Origin of the sequence: Streptomyces sp. NPDC058525 (assembly GCF_042719495.1) — a bacterium.
GTDB lineage: Bacteria > Actinomycetota > Actinomycetes > Streptomycetales > Streptomycetaceae > Streptomyces.
The window spans coordinates 72,922-90,551 of record NZ_JBHXNP010000025.1; the positions used below are offsets into that span (position 1 = coordinate 72,922).

The 17,630-nt window shown below is 74.2% G+C and carries 9 protein-coding genes; 3 read left to right on the forward strand and 6 right to left on the reverse strand.

The annotated features are described in order from the left end of the window. Positions 1-119 precede the first annotated feature (119 nt). Positions 120-12,365 carry an SDR family NAD(P)-dependent oxidoreductase gene (locus tag ACFWP3_RS14815; protein ID WP_384220444.1) on the reverse strand — a complete coding sequence of 4,082 codons (12,246 nt, stop codon included), beginning with the start codon at positions 12,363-12,365 and terminating at the stop codon, positions 120-122. 80 nt (positions 12,366-12,445) lie between these two features. Beyond that, positions 12,446-14,089 carry a glycoside hydrolase family 1 protein gene (locus tag ACFWP3_RS14820; protein ID WP_384220446.1) on the reverse strand — a complete coding sequence of 548 codons (1,644 nt, stop codon included), beginning with the start codon at positions 14,087-14,089 and terminating at the stop codon, positions 12,446-12,448. A gap of 190 nt (positions 14,090-14,279) precedes the next feature. Between ACFWP3_RS14820 and ACFWP3_RS14825 the strand changes: the two genes are divergently transcribed. Next, entirely contained in the window at positions 14,280-14,582 is a 303-nt protein-coding gene (locus ACFWP3_RS14825; RefSeq protein WP_384220448.1) for a hypothetical protein, read from the forward strand. A gap of 122 nt (positions 14,583-14,704) precedes the next feature. Here ACFWP3_RS14825 and ACFWP3_RS14830 read toward each other — a convergent pair whose 3' ends face one another. From ACFWP3_RS14830 to ACFWP3_RS14845, 4 genes are all read right to left on the reverse strand, one after another. Further along, positions 14,705-14,917: a hypothetical protein gene (locus ACFWP3_RS14830; protein WP_384220451.1), complete on the reverse strand. Its 213-nt coding sequence runs from the start codon at positions 14,915-14,917 to the stop codon at positions 14,705-14,707. Then, positions 14,910-15,080 carry a hypothetical protein gene (locus ACFWP3_RS14835; protein WP_384220453.1) on the reverse strand — a complete coding sequence of 57 codons (171 nt, stop codon included), beginning with the start codon at positions 15,078-15,080 and terminating at the stop codon, positions 14,910-14,912. Before ACFWP3_RS14835 ends, ACFWP3_RS14830 begins: the two co-directional genes overlap by 8 nt. Then, positions 15,077-15,265 (reverse strand): hypothetical protein, encoded by a 189-nt coding sequence (locus tag ACFWP3_RS14840; RefSeq protein WP_384220455.1) that lies wholly within the window; start codon positions 15,263-15,265, stop codon positions 15,077-15,079. The genes ACFWP3_RS14835 and ACFWP3_RS14840 overlap by 4 nt, the downstream gene beginning before the upstream one ends. Positions 15,266-15,381: 116 nt before the next feature. Further along, positions 15,382-16,614: a helix-turn-helix domain-containing protein gene (locus ACFWP3_RS14845; protein WP_384220458.1), complete on the reverse strand. Its 1,233-nt coding sequence runs from the start codon at positions 16,612-16,614 to the stop codon at positions 15,382-15,384. A gap of 189 nt (positions 16,615-16,803) precedes the next feature. Between ACFWP3_RS14845 and ACFWP3_RS14850 the strand changes: the two genes are divergently transcribed. Together ACFWP3_RS14850 and ACFWP3_RS14855 are read left to right on the forward strand one after the other, a co-directional pair. Then, entirely contained in the window at positions 16,804-17,190 is a 387-nt protein-coding gene (locus ACFWP3_RS14850; RefSeq protein ID WP_384220460.1) for a type II toxin-antitoxin system RelE/ParE family toxin, read from the forward strand. Further along, a complete protein-coding gene (locus tag ACFWP3_RS14855) occupies positions 17,187-17,498 on the forward strand; it encodes a helix-turn-helix domain-containing protein (RefSeq protein WP_384220462.1) in 312 nt (103 codons plus the stop codon). Before ACFWP3_RS14850 ends, ACFWP3_RS14855 begins: the two co-directional genes overlap by 4 nt. The last annotated feature ends 132 nt before the right edge of the window (positions 17,499-17,630 follow it).

Consider the following 17,630-nt stretch of genomic DNA (forward strand, 5'->3'; position numbering starts at 1 on the left):
ATCCGGTCCCCGCGGACACAACACGGAGACCGGATCAGCCAATCGGCAAACACTTGAGCCCGGGTCAACGTGACCTGGTGTGGCCGGTGGCGCGGGCTCGGAGGCCTTGGTGCGGGGGCCTAGTCGAGGCCGAATCCCTCGGCGGCGAACAGGGCGTCGAGCTCGGCGTTGAGGTCCTCGACGGACCGTTCGCCGTCGTCCGCCGCGCCGTCGGGCCCCGCGTCCGCCGTGGGGCCGGACCCGCCGTCCGGGACCGCCAGGTCCGCGATCGCCGCGATCGCCGCCGCGGCGCCCGTCGCCGCGGCCAGCACCGAGGCCGGGACCGCTGCCGGTACCGAGGCCGGAGCCGGGGCCGGGAGCTCCAGCCGGCCGAGGATGAGCCGGGTGATGTGCTCGGGCGTCGGGTGGTCGAAGGCGAGGGTCGCGGGCAGCGGTACCCCGCTCTCCGTCGCCAGGCGCCGGCGCAGCTCCACCGCCATCAGCGAGTCGAGGCCCAGCCCCTTGAGCACTTCCTGCGGGGAGAGGGTCCCGGTCGAGTTCAGGCCCAGTACGGCGGCCACCTCGCGCAGCACCAGCTCCGTCACCAGGTCGGCCCGCTGGTCCTCGGGTACCGCCAGCAGCCGCTCCCGCAGCCCGGCCGGACCGCCGGATGCGGCGGCGGGGGCCTCGGCCCGGCGCGGCCGCGACCGTACGAGGGACCGGAACAGGGCGGGCGCGGGCCTGCCCTGGTCCACCTCGCCCTGTGCGGCGCGCAGATCGAGCTGCAAGGGTACGAAGTTGCCGGCCGGTTGGGCGAGGGCCGCGTCCAGCAGGTCCAGGCCGTGCTCGAAGCTGAGCGGGGCGATGCCCTGGCGGCGCATCCGGTCCAGTTCGGCCGTGCCGAGGTGCGAGGTCATGCCCACCCCGGCCTGGTGCCACAGGCCCCAGGCGAGGCTGGTGACCGGGCGTCCCTCGGAGCGGCGGCGGGCCGCGTACGCGTCGAGGCAGGCGTTGGCCGCGCCGTAGATGCCCTGTCCCGCCGTGCCGACGGTGCCGGCGGCGGAGGAGAAGAACACGAAGGCGGCGAGGTCCAGGCCCAGGCCGGCGGTCACCTCGTCGAGGTGGACGGCGCCGGTGATCTTGGGCTCCATCACATGAGCGAGCCGCTGTGCGTCCTGGCCGAGGAGTACACCGTCGTCCAGGATGCCCGCGAGGTGCAGGACGGCCGTCCAGGGCCGACCCTCCTCAGCCAGACCGAGCACCTTCTCCACGTCATCGCGCCGACCGACATCACAGGCCTCTACCCGCACGCATTCCGCGCCTTCTTCCGTGAGCTGTTGTATGAGTTCCGCGGCTCCGGGCGCCTCGGCGCCGCGCCGTGAGGTGAGTACGAGGTGCCGGACGCCGTGCCGGCGGACCAGATGGCGGGCGACCTCGCGGCCGAGCTCGCCGACGCCGCCCGTGATGAGGACGGTGCCCTGCGGATCCAGGGTGCGCACCTCGCCCGAGCCCGAGCCGGAGCCGGAGCCGGTGGCGGTTGCGGCCGCCGCGTCGGCCGGCCGGTCGGCCGTGACGAGGCGGGCGGCCAGCAGCCGGCCGTCGCGCAGGGCGAGTTCCGGCTCGTCGGCGCGGGCCAGCGCGGCCGCGACGGAGTCCTTGGTGCTGTCGTGGCCGAGGTCCAGCAGGCGCAGGTTCTGGCCGGGGTGTTCGGCGCGGGCGGACCTGACCAGGCCCCACAGGGGTGCGTAGGCCAGTCCGTCGAGCGGGTCGCCTTCCACGGCGCCGATGCTGCCGCGGGTGACGAAGACGAGTTCGGTGCCGGCCAGCCGCTCGTCGGCCAGCAGGGCCTGGAGCAGGGCGAGGGTGTACTCGCCGCCGCGGAACACGGCCTCGGACGGGGTCATGGCGGGCGCCCGTCCCGTCGTGTCCACGATGACACGCTCGGGTGCCGGGCCGCCCGCGGCCAGCCGGGCGGACAGGGCCTCGACGCCGGACACCGCCTCGATGCCGAGCAGCGTGGCGAGTTCCCCGGTGCCGCCGACCACGAGGTCGGCCGTGCGGCGGCCGGAGGCCGTGGCGGCCGCCGGTACGGGCTGGAAGGCCAGCCGGTGCAGGTCCCGGGCGCCGGTGGAGCGGGCGGCGCGCAGCTGGTCCGCGGTGGCCCGGCGCAGGTGGAGCGCGCCGACGCGGACGACGGGTGAGCCCGCCGCGTCGGCCGCCCACACCTGGACGGACTGGCCGGCGGCGGACTGCTCGACGTCGATGCGGACGCGGAGTTCGCCGCTGCCCGCCGCGAACAGTTCGACGTCCGTCCACTCGAACGGCAGCAGCGCGCCCTCGGGTTCGTCCTGTCCTTCCGTCGCGCCCTTCATGACGTGCAGGGCGGTGTCGAGCAGCGCCGGGTGCACGTTGTACTCGGTGCCCGCGGCCGGGTCGGGGAGGCGTACGAGGCCGTAGGCCGTGCTGCCCTTGCGCCACAGTTCGGTCAGGCCCCGGAAGGCCGGGCCGTAGTCGATGCCCTGGGCGGCGAAGCGGTCGTAGAAGCCGTCGAGCGCGACCCGCTCGGCGCCGGCCACCGGCCATGCGCGGAGGTCGGCGAACCCGTCCGGGGTACCGGGGGCGGCCGGGGTGCCGGGGGCGTCCGGGCCGGCCGGGTCGAGCAGCAGTTCGCCGCTCGCGTGGCGGGTCCAGGCGCGGCCGGGGCCGTCAGGGCGGCTGTGCAGGGTGATGGGGCGGCGGCCGTGGTGCGGGGCGCCCACGGTGATCTGGAGGCGTACCGCGTCCTCGATCACCAGCGGTTCGGCGAGGGTCAGTTCGGCGACGGCGACGGCCCCGGCCTCGTGGGCGGCGGCCGTGGCCAGTTCGAGCAGGCCGGTGCCGGGGACGATGACCGAGCCGAAGACGGTGTGGTCGCGCAGCCACGGCTGGTCGGTGAGCGAGAGGCGGCCGGTGAACACGTGGCCGTCGGCGTCGGCGAGTTCGAGGGCCGCGCCGAGCCAGGGGTGCCGGGAGGCCTCCAGGCCCAGGGAGCCGGCGTCGCCGGAGGCCTGGGCGACCGGGAGCCAGAAGTGCTCGCGCTGGAAGGCGTACGAGGGGAGCGGTACGAGGCTTCCGGCGCCCAGGACGCGGTCCCAGTCGAGGTCGTGGCCCTGGACGTGGAGCAGGCCGAGGTTGCGCAGCAGCTGGGCCGGGGTGCCGTCACGGCGGCTGAGCGAGCCGACGACGATGCCGCCGCGCTCCGCGCTGCCGTCGGTCAGCGGCATGGACAGGACGGGGTGGGCGCTGATCTCGACGAAGACGCCGTGGCCGTCGTCGAGGAGCTGGTTGAGGGCGCGGTCGAAGCGGACCGGCTCGCGCAGGTTGCGGCACCAGTACGCGCCGTCGAGTCCGGCGCCGTCGGCTGCGCATCCGGTGACGGTGGAGTAGAAGGCGATGTCCGCGGGCTGCGGGAGGATCCCGGTGAATCCCTCGGACAGGGCCGGGAGGAGGGGGTCCATCTGGGCGTTGTGGGAGGCGTAGTCCACGTTGATCTTGCGGGCGTAGACCTCCTGGTCCGACAGCTCGGCGACGATCTTGACGATCGCGTCCGCCTGACCCGAGATCACCGTCGAACCGGCGGTGTTGACGGCGGCCACCGACAGGGCGTCGCCGTAGGGGGCGATGAATCCCTCGACCTCGGCGACCGGGCGCTCGATCAGCGCCATACCGCCCTGGCCGGCGCAGGCGAGGACCGCCTGCGAGCGCTGGGCGACGATCTGCGAGCCCTGCTCCAAAGTGAGAGCACCGCTCACCACAGCGGCGACGACCTCACCCTGCGAGTGGCCGACAACCGCCGAAGGCTCGACCCCGAGCGAGCGCCAGACCGCCGACAGGCCGACACCCATCGCGAACAGGGCCGGCTGGACCACGTCCACGCGGTCGAACGGCGGGTGATCACCATCCTCCCCCGCCAGCACCTCACGCACCGACCAGCCCGTGTGAGGCCGCAGAGCCGCATCGCACGCGTCGATCGTCTGCCGGAAGGTCTCGTTCTCCGCGAGCAGCGCCCGGCCCATGCCCACCCACTGCGAGCCCTGACCCGGATACACGAACACGACCTTGCCGCGCCGCGCAGCCGAACCCGTCACCACCGCATCGTGCGAAGCGCCCTCGGCCAGCGACCGCAGCGCCTCCACCAAACCGGCGGAATCGGCCGCGACCACGCTCGCCCGCGACTCGAACTGCGAACGGTGCCGGGCGGCGGTGACCGCCACATCGGCCACCGGGACCTCGGGGTGCGCCCCGGCCCAGTCCGCCAGCCGGCCCGCCTGCTCGCGCAGCGCGGCCTCGTCACGGCCCGACACGACCACCGGGTACGAGGAGGAGCCGGCGCTCGCCCCGGCGTCCGGGGCAGCGGCGGCCGACGGCACGGCGGCCGCCGGGGGCTCCTCCAGCACCACGTGGGCGTTCGTACCGCTCAGGCCGAAGGACGAGACGCCCGCGCGGCGCGGACGCGACCGGTCCCGCTCCCACGGGGTGAGCGAGTCGACGACCCGGACGGGCAGTTCCTCCCAGGCGATGTTCGGGTTGCGCGGGGAGCTGTTGAGGGTCGCCGGGAGGGCGTCCTGCCGGAAGGAGGCGAGCATCTTGCAGACGCCCGCGACACCGGCCGCCGACTCCAGGTGCCCGATGACGCTCTTGGCCGTGCCGAGCCCCAACTCGCGCCCCGGCGTGCGGCCTTCGCCGTAGACCGCGGCCAGCGCCTGCACCTCGATCGGGTCGCCCAGCGAGGTGCCCGTGCCGTGGCATTCGACGTAGTCGACGTCGGCGGGCGCGAGGCCGGCCGAGGCGAGGGCGGCGCGGATCACCTTCTGCTGTGAGGTGCCGTTGGGCGCGGTGATGCCGCTGCTGGCTCCGTCGTGGTTGATGGCGGTCGCCCGGATGACACCGAGGACCGGACGGTTCTGCGCCTGCGCGTCCGAGAGCCGCATGAGGGCGAGCACGCCGACGCCCTCACCGCGGCCGTAGCCGTCCGCCTCGGCGGAGAAGGTCTTGCTGCGGCCGTCCGGGGACAGCGCGTGCGAGCGGCTGAGCGCGATGAACGCGCCCGGGTCGGCGAGCACCTGCACACCGCCGGCCAGGGCGAGTTCGCACTCGTCGCTGCGCAGCGCCTCGCAGGCCAGGTGCAGGGCGACCAGGGAGGAGGAGCAGGCGGTGTCCACGGACAGCGCCGGGCCCTGGAGGCCGAGGTGGTAGGAGAGGCGGCCCGCGTTGAAGCTGGGCAGGGTGCCGGTCAGCGTGTAGGTGTCGGGGGCGCCGCCCTGCCGGTACTTGCCGTACTCGCCGACGCCCGCGCCGACGAACACGCCCGTACGGGAGTCCCGTAGCTCGCGGGGCCGGATCCCGGCGTCTTCGAGGGAGGTCCAGGCCGCTTCGAGGAGCAGGCGGTGCTGGGGGTCCATCGGCTCGGCCTCGCGCGGGCTGATGCCGAAGAAGGCGGCGTCGAAGTGGGCGACGTCGTCGAGGAAGGAGGCGTGGCGGGCGTACGTACGGCCCTCCGCGTCCGGGTCGGCGTCGTAGAAGGCGTCGATGTCGAAGCGGTCCGCGGGCACGGTGGTGACGGTGTCGCGGCCTTCGGCGAGGACGGTCCAGAGGCTGTCGAGGTCGTGGGCGCCGCCGGGCATGCGCAGGCCGACGCCGACGATGGCGAGCGGCTCGTCGCCGCGGCCGGGGCGGGGGCCGGCCGGGTCCGCGGCGGGGGCCGCGGGGGCGAGTTTGGCGAGCAGCCAGTCGGTGGCGGTGCTGAGGTTGGGGCAGTCGAAGGCGAGCGTCTTGGGGGTGGTGACGCCGGTGCGCTTCTGGACTCCGGCGGCGAAGTCGATGGACATCATCGATCCGAAGCCGAGGTCCTTGAACCCGCGTTCCGGGTCCAGGGACCCGGGGTCCTTGATGCCGAGCACGGCGGCGGCCTCGGCGGCGAGGACGGCCGTGACGTGGGCCGCGCGGTCCGCCTCGGGCAGGGCCAGGACCCCGCTCAGGAACGGGTTCGTCTCGCTCCGGGCCGCGGCGGTGCCCGTACCTGCGGCGGTGTCGGTGGCCGGTGCGGTACGGGCCTCCGCGATCTCGTCGAGGAAGCGGCGCGGGCGGGCTTCGCCGTAGCCTGCGGCGGCCTTCTGCCAGTCGATGTCGGCGACGACGAGGGAGCGGCCCGAGGCGAGGGCGGTGTCCAGGGCCGTCAGGGCGCGGGCCACGGCCATCGGGGCGAGTCCCGCGGCCCGCAGCTGGGCTTCGGCTGCGCCGTGGGTCATGCCGCCGTCGGCCCAGGGGCCCCAGGCGAGGCTGAGGGCGGGGACGCCTTCGGCGCGCAGGGTGTCGGCGAGGGCGTCGAGGGCGGTGTTGGCCATGGCGTAGTTGGCCTGGCCGAGGTTGCCGAGGACTCCGACGACGGAGGAGTAGAGGACGAACGCGTCGAGCGCGTGGTCGCGGGTGAGCTCGGCCAGCAGGCGGGCCGCGCCGAGCTTGGGCGCGGCGGCGGCCGCCAGGGCCTCGGTGTCGAGACGGTCCAGGAGGCGGTCGTCGAGAATGCCCGCGGTGTGGAACACGGCGCGCAGGGGCGGCTGTTCGCCGTCGAGGCCGTCCAGCAGCCGCTGGGTCTGGCCGCGGTCGGTGAGGTCGCAGGCGGCGAAGGTGACGCGGGCGCCGGCGGCTTCGAGGCGGGCGGTGAGCTCGGCGGCCCCCTCGGCCGCGGGGCCCCGGCGGGAGACGAGCACGAGATGCTCGGCGCCGCGTTCGGCGAGCCGCTGCGCGAGGTGGCCGGCGAGGGCGCCGCTGCCGCCGGTGATGAGGACGGTGCCGCGAGGGGTCCAGGGGGCGGCGGCGCCGGGCGGGGTGGCGGCGCGGCGCAGCCTGCGGGCGTACGTGCCGGTGGGGCGCAGGGCCAGGTGCTCTTCGCCTCCGGCGGGGCCGGCGTCGCTCGCGGCGTTAACGGCGTTAACGCCGTTAACAGTTGCGGCGAGCCGCGGGACCTCGGTCAGGGCCTGGGCCGGGTCGGCCGGGAGGTCGACGAGGCCGCCCCAGCGGGTGCCGTGTTCCAGGGCGATGACGTGGCCCAGGCCCCAGGCGAGGGCCTGGTCGGGGCGCGGGGCCGGGTCGGCGGGGGCGGCGTGGACGGCGCCCTGGGTGACGAGCCACAGCGGGGCGCGGACGGCGGCGTCGCCGAGGGCCTGGACGAGGGCCAGGGTCTGGGCGGCGCCCGTGGTGGTGGCCGGGTGGGCGGGGTGGGCGGTGGTGTCGGTGGCGGTGAGCGCAAGCACCCCGGACAGCGGCCGGCCGCCGAGTTCGGCGGTGAGCGCGGCCAGCGGGGCCCCGTACGCGGCACGGTCGTCGTGGCCGGGCAGGACGTGGACGGTCGCGCCGGCGGCGGTGAGCGCCGCGGCGACGGCCCCGACGAGGCCCGCGGCCTGGGCCCCTGCCGGGGCTTGGACGCCGGCGAGAGCCTCCGCCTCATCGGCAAGGGCATCGGCGCGAGCCGTGCGCTCGGCGGAAGCCCCGGGCGCGCCGGGCACCCCAGGTTCGGCGGCGACCGACTGCCGGGCCTCGGCGGGCGCAGCCTGGGCGTCCGCGGCGACGGCCCCGACGAGGCCCGCGGCCTGGGCCCCTGCCGGGGCCCAGGCGTCGGCCGGGGCCTCCGCCTCATCGGCAGGGGCATCGGCGCGAGCCGTGCGCTCGGCGGAAGCCCCGGGCGCTCCGGGCACCCCGGGCGCGGCGGCGGCCGACTGCCGGGCCTCGGCGGGCGCAGCCTGAGCGTCCAGGGCGGCCGGAGCCTGGGCCTCCGCGGCGGCCGGAGGCTGGGCGGCCTGGGCGGCAGCCTTGGCCGTGGTCGGGGGCGTGGGGGTCGTCGGGGCGATCAGTAGCCAGTGGCCCGGGGCGGCGGGGGCCGCCGGGGCGGGTCGGACGGGCTCCCAGGTCTGCTCGTACAGCCAGGCCGCGACGGTGTCGGCGTGGTCCTGGCGTTCGCGCCAGGCGGCCAGGTGGGGCAGCAGGGCGGCGACGGCGGTGCTGTCGGTGATGCTGTCCTCGACGCCGAGGAGTTCGGCGACGCGCTCGGCCGCACCGCTCCCGACGGCCTGCCACAGCACGTCGTCGGCGGCGGGGCGGCCGCCGCGGACCGGCTCGGGGGCGTCGATCCAGTGGCGTTCGCGCTGGAAGGCGTAGGTGGGCAGGTCGGTGACGGTGGCGGCGGTGCCGGTGAACACCTTGCACCAGTCGACGTCCTGGCCGCTGACGTGGAGCGCGCCGAGGGCCTGGACGAGGATGCGGGCCTCGTCGCTCTCGTCGGCGCGCTGGGAGGCGATGAAGGGGACCTCGCGCTCGACGCAGCCGGCGCCCGTCGCGGACAGCACGGCGGCGGGACCGCATTCGAGGTAGCGGGCGATGCCGGCCCGCTCCAGGGTGGCCATGGCGTCGAGGAAGCGGACGGGTTCGCGGACCTGGCGGACCCAGTACTCGGCGGAGCGCATGCCCTCGCCCGGTGCGATGCCGGAGTCCGTCCAGGCGCCGGTGACGGTGGAGACCAGCGGGATCCCCGGTGCGTCGAACGCGCACTCCTGGGCCACGGCCCGGTAGGCGTCGAGCATCGCGTCCATGTGCGGGCTGTGGAAGGCGTGGGAGACCTCCAGCCTGCGCGTGCGGCGGCCCTGCGCGGCGAAGTGGCCGAGGACGGCGGTGACGGCGGCGGTGTCGCCGCTGACGACGGTCTGCGCGGGCCCGTTGAGCCCGGCGACCGCGATCCGGCCGTCCACGTCCGCGAGGACGTCCAGCACCTCGGCCTCGGACGCCTCGACGGAGGCCATGGCCCCGCCCGGCTCGCAGGCCTGCATCAGGCGGCCGCGGGCGGCCACCAGACGGGCCGCGTCGGTCAGGCCGAGCACGCCGGCCGCGTGCGCGGCGGCGAGCTCGCCGACCGAGTGGCCGGCCAGGACGCGCGGTTCCACACCCCAGGCCTGCCACTGCCGGAACAGGGCGACCTCGACGGCGAACAGGGCGGGCTGGGTGAACTCGGTCTCGTGGACGAGCGCGCCGTCGGCGCCGTCGGGGTCGGCGAACAGCACGGCGACGAGCGGGATCCGCAGGTGGCGGTCGAGTTCCGCGCAGACCTCGTCGAAGGCCTGCCGGAAGGCGGGCAGGGCCCCGTACAGGGCGCGTCCCATGGCCAGGCGCTGGCTGCCCTGCCCGGTGAACAGCACGGCCAGGTCGCCCTTGCGGGCGGTGCCCTCGGTCAGGGCCCGGTGCGGGGCCCCCTGGGCCAGGGCGCGCAGGGCCTCCGCGGCCTCGTCGGCGGTGGCGGCGACGGCGACGGCCCGGTGCTCCAGGTGGGAGCGGCGGCCGGCGGCGGTGTACGCGGTGTCGAGCAGGGTGGCCGTGGAGGCGCCGGCCAGGTGGTCGGCGAGGGCGGCGGCGTTCGCGGCGAGCGCGGCGGCGCTCTTGCCGGAGACGGTGACGGCGACGGGCGCGGTGGGCGCGGGGCGCTGGGGCCGGCCGGTGACGGCGCCCCAGTCGACGTCGTAGCCCTCGCACCACAGGCGGACGGCGACGTCCTCCAGGGAGCGGCGGGCCGGGCGGTCGCGGCGGCCGGTGACCAGGACCGAGGAGGGGCCCGGGGCGGGGGTGGTGTCCCCGGCGGCGGCCGCTTCGGCGAGGGCGGTCAGGGTGCGCTTGAGGGAGTGCCGGGCGACGGGGTGCGGGGCGATCTCGACGATCGCGAGGCCCCGTTCGTCGGCGAGGGCGGTGACGGCCTCGGTGATCAGCATGGGGGCGCACATGTTGCGGGCCCAGTAGGCGGCGTCGAGGGCGGTGCCGTCGGTGAAGCCGTTGGTGACGGTCGACCAGAAGGGGATGGCGGCCGGGGCGGTGCGCAGGGTGCCGAGCCGGCGTTCGAGTTCGGGGGCGAGCGCGGCGAGCTGCTCGCTGTGGGAGGCGTAGTCGATGTGGACGCGCTGGCAGCGCACCCCGGCGTCGGCGAGCTCGCGTTCCACGGCGGCGACGGCGTCCAGCGCTCCGGACACGGCGGTCTGGCCGGGGGCGAGGTGGCCTGCGAGGGAGATCCGGCCGGGGTGGCGGGCGGCGAGCTCGCGGGCGGCCTCCAGCGGGAGTTCGCACAGCAGCAGGGCGCCCTGTCCGGCGGCGCGTTCGGCGATGAGCTGGGACCAGGTGCCGATGAGGCGGGCGCCTTCGGTCAGCGGCAGGGCGCCGGCCACGACGGCGGCGGCGACCTCGCCGATGCTCTGGCCGAAGACGGTGCACGGCTCGAGGCCCCAGGCTTCGAGGGTGCGGGCGAGGGAGACCTGGACGGCGAACAGGACGGGCTGGACGACGTCGGTGCGGTCCAGTCTGGAGGTGTCGGGTCCGGCGAGCAACTCCTCGACGACGGACCAGCCGGTGGCCTCGGAGATCGCCGTGTCGCAGGCGTCGAGTGCGGTCCGGAAGGCGGGTTCGGCGAGCAGGTCGCGGCCCATGCCGAGCCACTGGGAGCCGTGGCCGGAGAAGAAGAAGGCCAGCGAGGGCCGGGCGCCGGGGGTGCGCGGGGTGCGGGTGGCGAGGAGTTCGCGCAGGGTGCCGTCGAGTTCGTCGGGGTGGCTCACGGCGGCGACGGTGCGCTGGGCGCCGGTGGCGCGGGCGAGGAGTTCGGGCGCGTACCAGCCGTGGCCGGCGCGGGCGCGGGCGGTGACGGCCTCGGCGGCCTCGCGCAGCTCCTGGTCGGTGTCGGCGGCCAGCGGGACGAGGTGGCGGCGGCGGTAGGGGGCCTCTTCGAGGGCGATGTGGGCGTTGGTGCCGCCGAAGCCGAAGCTGCTGACGCCCGCGTACCGGCGGCTGCCGTGCGGCCAGGGGCGGCGCTCGGCTACGACTTCGAGGCGGCCGGCCTCGAAGTCGATGTGCGGGTTGGGGGTCTCGAAGTGGAGGCTGGCGGGGAGTTCGCCGTGGTGCAGGGCCAGGGCGGTCTTCATCAGGCCGACGACGCCGGCGGCGGGTTCCAGGTGGCCGAAGTTGGTCTTCGCGGAGCCGATGCGCAGGGGTTCCTCGCGGCCGTCCGCGAAGACGGTGGCCAGGGCCTCGGCCTCGATGGGGTCGCCGAGGAGGGTGCCGGTGCCGTGGGCTTCGACGTAGGAGACGTGCCGGGGGGCGACGGCGGCGTCCTGCCAGGCGGCGCGCAGGACCTCGGCCTGGGCGCGCGGGTTGGGCGCGGTGAGGCCGTTGGAGGCCCCGTCGTTGTTGACGGCGCTGCCGCGGATGACGGCGTAGATCCGGTCGCCTTCGGCGAGGGCGTCGGACAGGCGGCGCAGGACGACGACGCCGCAGCCCTCGCCGCGTACGTAGCCGCCCGCGCCGGCGTCGAAGGCGCGGCACTGGCCGTCGGGGTTCATGCCGCCGAACTTGGTCATGGCGACGGTGGTGTGGGGGCTGAGCATGATGTTGACGCCGCCCGCGAGGGCGAGGTCGGACTCGCCGGAGCGCAGGCTCTGCACGGCGAGGTGGGTGGCGGTCAGCGAGGAGCTGCACGCGGTGGCGACGGCGAGGGCGGGGCCGTGCAGGCCGAGGGTGTAGGCGATGCGGGCGGGGATGATCGAGTTGTCCCAGCCGGTGGCGGAGTGGGTCTCGATGTTGTTCGGGTCGGCGCCGGTGGCCAGGTGGTACTCCTGCGCCATCGTGCCCATGAACACGCCGGTGCGGGTGCCTTCGAGGTCGCCGTGCACGATCCGGGCGTCCTCGATGGCGGCCCAGGCGCTCTCGAGGGCCATGCGCTGCTGGGGGTCCATCTGGCGGGCTTCGGCGGGCGAGATGCGGAACAGTTCGGCGTCGAAGCCGGCGACGTCGTCGAGGAAGCCGCCCCAGCGGGTGGTCATCCGGCCGGGGGCGCGGGGGTCGGGGTCGAGCCACTCGTCGGCGTTCCAGCGGTCGCGGGGGACCTCGCGCACGGCGTCGACGCCGTCGAGGAGGCTCTGCCACAGCGCGTCGGGCGTCTCGATGCCGCCGGGCAGCCGGCAGCCGAGGCCGACGACGGCGATGGGTTCCTGCGCGTGGGCGCGGCCGCGGGCGGCGCGGGCGGTCCCGGCGCCGGGGGCGGCGGGCCGCTCCTCGCCGGCGAGGTGGCCGGCGAGGGCGGCGACGGTGGGGTACTGCCAGGCGGCCCAGGCGGGGACGGGGCGTCCCAGCCAGGCGGACACGCTGTCCAGCATGGCCACGATCGAGAGGGAGGTCATGCCCAGGTCCCGCAGGGAACGGTGCTCGTCGACCGAGCCGGGGCCGATCTCCAGGAGTCCGGCGATCGTCTCCCGCAGCCGGGCGGCTATGTCCGCGGCGACGGGCACGGGGGCGGCAGCGGCGCCGCTGTTCACCTGGGCGTTGCTCATCTGGGCATCCTTGGAGATCGTTGAACCGAGGCCTCGGCAGAAGACGGGGGCCGGGCGCGGTGCGCGCCCGGCCGTGGGGGTCAGTCCCGGCGGCCGGTGACGGCCGGGCCGGCGGTGGTGGCCGGGGGTGAGGCGGGCGCCTGGCCCGGCTCCGGGGTGAGCGGGCCGCTGCCGCCGTACTGGGCGCGCACAGCCGGGCTCAGCTTCCGGGACCCGGCGATCTGGGCGTAGACGCCGACCGCTTCGGTGGGGGTGCGCTGCATGGTGGTGCGGTCGACGGCGTAGAGGCCGAAGCGCGGCTTGTAGCCGCCGAGCCACTCGAAGTTGTCCATCAGGCTCCAGTGGTAGTAGCCGCGGACGTCGACGCCTTCGGCGCGGGCCCGCTGGATCTGCTCCAGGGCGCGGACGATGAACTCGGCGCGGCGCTTGCCCGAGGCGGTGGCCATGCCGGACTCGGAGACCAGCAGGGGCAGGCCCTTGTAGCGGCGGCTGAAGTCCTTCAGGACGGGGTAGAGGCCCTGCGGGTCCGACTCGTAGCCCATGTCGGGGATGAAGTAGGTCGGGTCCTTGAGCGGGAAGCAGGGCGGCGCGCCGCACACGTCGACGTTGATGACGGGCAGGGTCGTCGGCCCGGGGGTGGTCGGGTCGGTGACGCCGGTGCGGTCGTACAGCTGGATGCCGAGCCAGTCGAGGGTGTTCTTCCACTCGGGGTGCTGCTCGTCGGGCGTGCCGTCGTAGTTCGCGTCGAAGGTGCCGTAGCGCAGCGAGTCGAGGAAGTTCAGCTCGAAGAAGCGGCGGAAGCGGTCCCGGGCGGCGATGTCGCGGGGCTCGGTGCTGATCTTGCCGTCGCGGACGGCCTCGTACTGCTTGACGCTGGCGGTCAGGCCGACGCTGGCGCCCGGGTCCACCTTCTTGATCGCCTTGTACATGGCGGCGTGGGCGTCGATGTACGTGCGCACGGCGGGCGCGAACTTCGTGTCGAAGTTGGTCGGCAGGTTGGCCTTGCCGGGCGGGCCCGCGCCGAAGGCGTGCGAGAACATCATGTAGACGCCGGGCTCGTTGAGCGTCACCCAGTCGCGGACGCGGTCGCCGAACCGCTGGGCGAGCAGCCGGGAGTGGTCGGCCATGGCCTTGACGACGAGCGGACCGCCCTGGGGGTGGTCGAGGCCGCAGAGGTTGGTGTCCGAGGGCCCGTTGGCGCAGGTGACGTCCTCGGGGTTGTCCACCCACACCGGGTTGGCGAAGTGGTGGATGGTGACGACCGGGCGGATGCCGCGGGCGACGAGGGCGTTGATCACCTTGTTGTAGTGGGCGATGGCCTGCTCGTCGATCTGGCCGCGGCGGGGCTCGATGCGCGCCCACTCGATGCCGAAGCGGTACGAGTCCACGTTCAGGGCGGCGATGAGGTCGATGTCCTCGATGGCCAGCGTGTACCCGTCGACGCCCTCACCGACGGCGGGGCTCTTGCCCATGCCGCCTTCGGCGACGGGCTGGGTCCACTTGTACCAGTCGGTGTTGGTGTTCTGGTCCTCGATCTGGGTGGCGGAGCTCGAGACACCGAACCGGAAGCTGCCCTTGCCGAACGGCGAGGAGAGGGAGCCCGGCTGGGCGAACCGCGCCGCCGGTCGCTGGGTCAGGGAGGAGGCTTCCTCGGCGGCCGCCGTGGGAACCAAGAGTCCTGCGGTGAGGATCACCGCCGCCGCGGTCTGCAACAGTCGTTTCACGATGCCTTCCAGAGGGGGCCGAGGGCTGAGTCGTCCGCCCCCACCCTCGTGAGAGGGTCTCGAAGCCCACTGGAGGCTCCGTACAGCCCGGCCCCGGGCCACCTCCCCCGCACCCCGAGGACGGTCACCCTTCGACGCCAGAGCGAGATCCGTCCGGCCTGGGCACCGTGGCACCGTGCATAGTGGGCTCATGGATCGAGCCGCGGGTCAGGCCCGCCTTGAGTGGTGGGCCAATCGCGCGACGTGCCTCGAGAAGTACGACATCGACATCACCGTCACTGCCGACGCGGCCGGCTCCTGGCAGGCAACCGGTCGGCATGCCGATGCCCTCGGCACGACTCTGCGCGAGGGCTGGGACTTCCTCATGGAGATGGACCCCCACTTCTCGCTCGTGTTTCCCGGCGAGGACAACGGCGGGACCTTGGTGAGGGTCTCCGAGGCACAGGATGGAACCCTCACACTCACGGAGGCGCCGGACGGAGAGGTTGGGTGAACATCACCTTCGACCTGCCCTGAGTTCATCCCCTGGCGGCACCATCGGCACTGCACGGCACGACGTGTGGGCGGCCCGGGGAGATTCGGCACCCCGGCCCCTGGCATCGCGGCTCGCCCGGCTCAAGGGCCCGCCGCCTCGATGTTGCCGACGGCGGTCGTGAACTCGCGGCCGTTCGCCCTGCGGATGTAGGCCAGCTCGACCCAGTGCTCGATGCCGGTTGCCGAGACGTTCTCGTTGATGACGGCCATCAGCACGCCCTCCGCGCCGGAGGCGATGTCGCGGACGCGCGTGCGGAGCAGGGGGTGCGGCAGGTACTCGTACACCTCAGCCATCGCACGGCCCCTGGGAACCAAGGAACCGCTCCCAGCCGACGAGTGCCCGGTCGAGGAGCTCGGAGCTGGGCTCGGCGACGGGCAGCAGGACCGGGTGCGTGCCGTCAGGGGTGTCAATGCCGAGCACGTGACGCGTGCAACGGGGCACGGTGACATCGGTCATCCCCGCTCCCCCTCCGCACCGGTGGGGGCGACCGCCCTCGCGAAGGCCTTCGCGAGGGTGCGGACGTCGCGGCGGCTGAGGACCAGTTCGGTGTCGCCTTTGCGGACATCGACGTCGTAGAGCTCCAGCGGCACTCGGATCTCGCCGGTGTCGTGGTCCACGGCCGGCTCGGCGTCGCGGGACAAGGACGCGTGCCATCCTCGCACCATGGTGTACCTCCCATTCGATGACGTACCGTCACCGTATGGGCGCACAGGGCGAGGTAGAGGGACAGACCGTCCCCCTACCCCGAGGTGTCCCCCTATGCGGTCGCCACTCCCACGGCTTCAGCGAGGCGGCCTGCCTCCGGCCTGAGCGCCCGGGGCGCTTCCCTCCACAGGTCCAGCACCGCTGTGCGGGCCGAGGGGGTGTAGGCGACTGTCTCGGCGCTGATGCCGTGCGCGATCTGCATGACGTGCAGGGCGGCCGTACGGTCCCCACGCTGAAGGTGTCCGCGTGCCACCTCGACCCACAGCCGTGAACGCCGCTCCAGGGACGGCATCGCGTCGGGGTCGACCTCGTTGGCCAGTGCGAGTGCCTGGCGGGACGCGGACAGGTCGGTGGCGACGCTGATCTGGTGGAAGTCGACATTGGCCCGGCCGAACATCGTGCTCGCGTGGACGTACGACGCGGGGAGCGACTTGGAGACCTGATCGCCCGCGTCCCAGTGCCGCCACGCGTCCCCGGCTCGGCCGGCGCGGGCGGCAGTCACCGCGGCGTGCAGCTGGAGCGCCCCGTACACGCCTCTCCAGTCGTCCGGCGCGCCGTCGAGGTGCGGACGCAGAAGCGCCGCCGCGTCCTTGACGAACTCCAGCGCTTCGTCCGGATGCGCCGTCGACCTGAGGATGTTGCCGAGGCTCCAGGCCGCCGCGGCAATGGCTGCCGGACTGTCGGAAGCCTGGGCTGCCGCGAGCGCCCGGTCCGCGACCACCCAGGCCATCTCGGGCGGTGCGATGTAGGCGGTCGCCTGCCCAGTGAGCCGGTACACCTCGGACAGCACGGCGTACGCGGCCCGCCGGCCCACGCCTTCGAGGGCGCGGGTGGCGATCTCCGCGTCCCGGATCAGGTCCGGCAGAAGGGCTCCGACCTGGCTGCGGTTGTGATCCGAGGTGTGCCACAGACGCCACGCGCCGTCCACGCGGGTCTGTAGTGCGGCCGGGTCCGGCGGGGCCTCCGGCAGAGCCAGAAGCAGCGGCCGGGTCATCACGGCCTCCCAAATCGCCGGCATGGAGGGGTGCGTCAGGCTCCCCAGCAAGACCGGCTGTACGACCCCTGTCCCGGTGCCGGTGATGACGGAGACATCGGTGACCTGGAGCGCCCCCGCGAGACGCAGCAGCAGGGTGTGCGAGCGGATGTCCCGCTCACCTGATTCGATCTTCTTGAGCCAGTCCGGTCCGCGGCCGCAGAGGCCCGCGAGCACGGGACGCGACATCCCGCGTGACTCGCGCAGCAGTCGAATCCGCTCGCCGGTGGTGAGGTTGTTGGGGATGTCCACAGTGGTGCCCCTTCTCATCTTGCGCCTGGCGTCAGCCTACGGCTGCGCACACGTGCGAGGGAATGAGAGGAAGAACCGCTGCGGGCTTCGGAAGCCGGACAGCGGACAGCGGCCAACCCGGCGTGGGCGTCCTCAGGGGCGTGGCGGTCCACCCGGCATAGAACATCTGCGCCATATATCATCAGAGCTATGACCGGTGAGCGGTACACGATTGAGATCGAGCCCGAGGTCCGCCTCTGGCTGGAGGACCTACCTGCCCACCACTACGTGATAGCCGAGCAGAAGGTAGACCGCCTCGCCGAGAACCCGACCACCCTCGGCGAGCCGTACACCCGCCACCTCGGCGGCAAGCTCCGTGAGCTGCGCTTCGACCTCGGTGGCGAGGCGCAACGCATCACCTATTGGCTCGCCTCCGGCCGTCGTGTCGTACTGCTGACCGTCTTCCGCAAGACGAAGATGCGCGAGGCAGCGGAGGTCGAGCGCGCCCGTGCCCTCCAGGCCGCTTGCGAAGCGAGTCACGCAGCGGCCGCCGAGTACGACGTCTACAGCCGCCCGATCAAGGAGGAACTGCCATGAACCACGCCGAGTGGAGGACCCGCCGCCACCGCAAACTTCTCGGCGAAACCGCCGAGGAGAACACCGAATACGACCGACTGTACGAGGAGGCGGAACTGGCGCACGAACTTGGCCAGTTGGTCTACGATCGGCGGACTGCTCTCGGCCTGTCCCAGACCGAACTGGCCGAACGCTGCGGAATGAAGCAGCCCCAGATCTCCCGGATCGAAGGCGGCGGCACCGTACCCACCATCCCGCTCCTGCGACGCCTCGCGCGAGCCCTCGATGCCGACCTGACCATCGAGCTCACCCCACACAAGGCAGCCTGAGAGGCTGACGCAGCCAACAGCCCCCGGCCGTAAGGACGATGCTGTTGGTTTATTCGGGGGCTCGCGTGACGTCGGCCTTCAAGACCCGGTTGTGGTCTTGAAGGCCGACGTTGTCGTTTGGGGTGGGTGTCG